Source organism: Microcella sp. (genome assembly GCF_030645145.1).
In the GTDB taxonomy this organism is placed as follows: domain Bacteria; phylum Actinomycetota; class Actinomycetes; order Actinomycetales; family Microbacteriaceae; genus Microcella.
Map to the genome: position 1 here is coordinate 1 of NZ_JAUSMI010000038.1, position 2116 is coordinate 2116.

3 protein-coding genes are annotated in these 2116 nt (G+C 71.4%); 2 read left to right on the top strand and 1 reads right to left on the bottom strand.

The genetic code is table 11. From position 1 onward, the window contains the following. The coding region (locus Q7T15_RS02265; RefSeq protein WP_304692858.1) for a site-specific DNA-methyltransferase at window positions 1-687 on the top strand (687 nt) is incomplete at its 5' end. 45 nt (window positions 688-732) lie between these two features. After that, window positions 733-1530: an HAD-IIA family hydrolase gene (locus Q7T15_RS02270; RefSeq protein WP_304692860.1), complete on the top strand. Its 798-nt coding sequence runs from the start codon at window positions 733-735 to the stop codon at window positions 1528-1530. Here Q7T15_RS02270 and Q7T15_RS02275 read toward each other — a convergent pair. Next, window positions 1527-2116 (bottom strand): septum formation family protein (locus tag Q7T15_RS02275; RefSeq protein ID WP_304692862.1); only part of this gene is annotated, 590 nt, incomplete at its 5' end. The genes Q7T15_RS02270 and Q7T15_RS02275 overlap by 4 nt on opposite strands.

A 2116-nucleotide genomic window follows, 5' to 3' on the forward strand; every position in this document is an offset into this window, starting at 1 on the left:
CCCGCCCCCACCGCCTGGCAGGGCTTCGGCGGCGAGAGCTACATCCGCACGGTGCAGACGCTCAGCAGCTACGACGACCGCTTCGCCGACTACTGGGCGTTCCTCGCTCCGCGCCTGCAGGAGGCCCACCGCCTGCTCGACGACCGCGGCACCCTCTACCTGCACCTCGACTACCGCGAGGCGCACTACGCGAAGGTCGCGCTCGATGCGCTGTTCGGCCGCGATCACTTCCTCAACGAGATCATCTGGGCCTACGACTACGGCGCGAAGAGCCGCAGCCGCTGGCCGACGAAGCACGACACGATCCTCGTCTACGTGAAAGACCCCGACCGGTACCTCTTCGACTCGACCGAGGTCGATCGTGAGCCGTACATGGCTCCGGGGCTCGTGACGCCCGAGAAGGCGGCGCGCGGCAAGCTGCCGACCGACGTCTGGTGGCACACGATCGTCGGAACGACGAGTCGCGAGAAGACCGGCTACCCGACGCAGAAGCCCGTCGGCATTCTGCGACGCATGATCCAGGCGTCGACGGCGCCGGGCGACTGGGTGCTCGATCCGTTCGCGGGCAGCGGCACGACGGCCGCGGCCGCGCGCGCGCTCGGGCGCCGCAGCGTCAGCATCGATGCGAGCGAGGATGCGGTGGCCGTGATCGAACGCCGCCTCGCGCTCGCCGCCCAGCGCCTCTGAATCGCGACCGGAGCATCCCGAGCGCCCCTCGGTAGGCTTTATGGCATGCGAGACCGCCGAGAGATCGAATGCTGGCTCACCGACATGGACGGCGTGCTCGTCCACGAGAACACCGCACTGCCCGGGGCCGCGGCTCTCATCCAGCAGTGGCGCGACGCGGGGACCCCGTTCCTCGTGCTGACGAACAACTCGATCTTCACGCCGCGCGACCTCGCGGCGCGCCTGCGGGCGAGCGGCATCGACGTGCCCGAGGAAGCGATCTGGACGAGCGCGCTCGCCACCGCCGACTTCTGCCAGAGCCAGATGCCCGGCGGCAGCGCCTTCGTCATCGGCGAAGCGGGCATCACGACCGCCCTGCACGAGGCGGGTTTCATCATGACCGAGACGAACCCCGACTACGTCGTCGTCGGCGAGACGCGCAACTACTCGTTCGAGGCGATCACGAAGGCGATCCGCCTCATCAACAACGGCGCGCGCTTCATCGCCACGAACCCTGACGCCACCGGCCCGAGCAGCGACGGACCGCTGCCGGCGACGGGCGCGATCTCTGCCCTCATCACCAAGGCGACGGGCCGCGAGCCCTACGTGGTCGGCAAGCCCAACCCGATGATGTTCCGCTCGGCGATGAACCGCATCGGCGCCCACAGCGAGAACACCGCCATGATCGGCGACCGCATGGACACCGACATCATCGCTGGCATCGAGGCGGGCCTGCACACGGTGCTGGTCATGACCGGCATCGCCGACGAGCGCGAGATCGCCCGCTACCCGTTCCGCCCGACCGAGATCCTCGCCGGAGTGCACGAGCTCGTGAGCCCCGAGCCTGTCGAAGCCGCGCTCTAGCCGGTCGGCGCGACCGAGCCCGTGATCGGCTCGCCCGAGGCGCGCGTCACGAAGCAGAAGTAGTCGCGCTCGCCGGCCTCCCACGCCTCGGCCGAGACGGGGTAGGCGGCCTGCACCTGGAGGTCGGCGTACGCGCCGGCCGTCGCGAGGTCGAGGCCGGTCGGCGCCCCGCAGAGGACCGGGATCTGCGACGCAATCGCCTCCTCGCCCGGGTACGCGGCCGCGGCATCGGTCGAGAGCGGCCCGCGGAAGGTCAGCTGCGCCGGGTGCGGCTCGGCGCAGTCGACGACCGTGAACTCGAGCTGCCACGGGTCGACGTACTCGGCGAGGCACTCGCCGCCGAAGAGCGCCGTCCACTCGTGCACGCCGGGTGCCGCGGGCGCGGTCGGCCGCGCGACGGGGGTCGGCGTGGGCGTCGGGGTCGGCGTCGGGGTGACGACGGTCGGCTCGGGCGTCGGCTCGGCGACGGGCGCGGCCGTCCACTCGGGGAGGCGCGTCCCGAGCAGGAAGAGCCCGATGAGCACGAGCACCGCCGCGAGCGCTCCGGCGATGATGACGAGGATGCCCGGCCGGCGCGACGCCTCGG